Annotated in this window: 1 protein-coding gene; it reads left to right on the top strand. The window is 63.3% G+C overall.

Going from position 1 to position 1,248, the window contains the following annotated elements:
* Window positions 1-214: 214 nt before the first annotated feature.
* On the top strand, window positions 215-1,248 hold a 1,034-nt coding region (locus ACYVDE_RS23265; RefSeq protein WP_460503910.1), incomplete at its 3' end, for a DUF3857 domain-containing protein.

The following is a 1,248-nucleotide window of genomic DNA, read 5'->3' as shown; positions in this document are numbered from 1 at the left end:
GGCGCCCACGCCGGGCACGGTGGTGCTCACGTCGCGCCTGAGCCTGGCCCGCCCCGTGTACCCGGCCGCCCACTACGCCAGCCTGCGCGAGCTATACCGCCGAGCGCTCGAAAAGCAGGGCGAGCGGCTGGTGGTGCAGAAAAAAGCCGGCAGCTAACGCGCAAACAGCCAACCATTTTTTCCATCCGATATTTCCTTTCCCCTTTTATTCTACATGCATAAAACAATACCCTTCGCCGTCCTGCTGGGCGTTCTGCTGCCCGCTACCCGCGCGCTGGCCCAAAGCGCGCCCATCAAGTTTGGGCAGGTCGACCCCAAGGACCTCACGGCGGCGCCTTTCGTGGGCGACAGCGCGGCGGCGGCCGTGGTGCTGTGCGACTATGGCGCCACCCGCTTCGAGTTCATCAACAACCAGTTTCAGCTGGTATCGGAGCGCACTACCCGCATCAAAATCCTGAAAAAGGCCGGCTACGAGGCCGCCACCGTGAAAGTCCCCCTTTACCACCAGGGCGAAAACTCGGAGAAGATTTCGGGCCTGCGCGGCCTCACCACCAACCTGGTGGATGGCAAGGTGGCGAAGACCAAGCTCGACCTGAGCACCAGCGCCTTCAGCGAAGACGTGACGCCCCACGTGCGGGTGCGCAAGTTCACGCTGCCCGACGTGCGCGAGGGCTCGGTGATTGACTACACGTACACGGTCGTGTCGGACTTTTTCACCAACTTCCAGGACTGGACGTTTCAGGGCGAATACCCGGTGCGCTGGAGCGAATTCCGGGCCGACATTCCGGAGTATTTTCAGTACCGCAAGGCGCAGCAGGGCTACCACATGCTAGCCGTGCAAACCGAGGAAGACAATGCGGTGCAATTCAACATTCATATGGCGGGCAGCACCGTGGGCAGCGGGTTCAACACCACCCACGAGGCGGGCTCGAACGAAACGGTGACGGCGCGCCAAACCCGCTCGCGCTGGGTGATGAAAGATGTGCCGGCCTTTCGCGATGAGCCGTACATGACCACGGCGGCCGATTACGTCGACCGCCTCAATTTCCAGCTGGCGGGGGTGCGGTTTCCCGGGCAGCCCTACCAGCCCGTGGCCGGCACCTGGGCCAAAGTCGAGATGGAGCTGCTCAACGACGAAAACTTTGGCATGCAGCTCGACCGGGCCGGTTTTTTGAAAGACCAGCTGCAGCCGCTGGTCGCCCGCTACCCCAACGCGGCGGACCGCGCCGCCGCCGTGCGCGCGTTGGT

The sequence above is a fragment of the Hymenobacter agri genome (assembly GCF_054778495.1).
The sequence above is the reverse complement of the archived record's forward strand: the minus strand, read 5'-3'. Positions and strand labels throughout refer to the sequence as shown.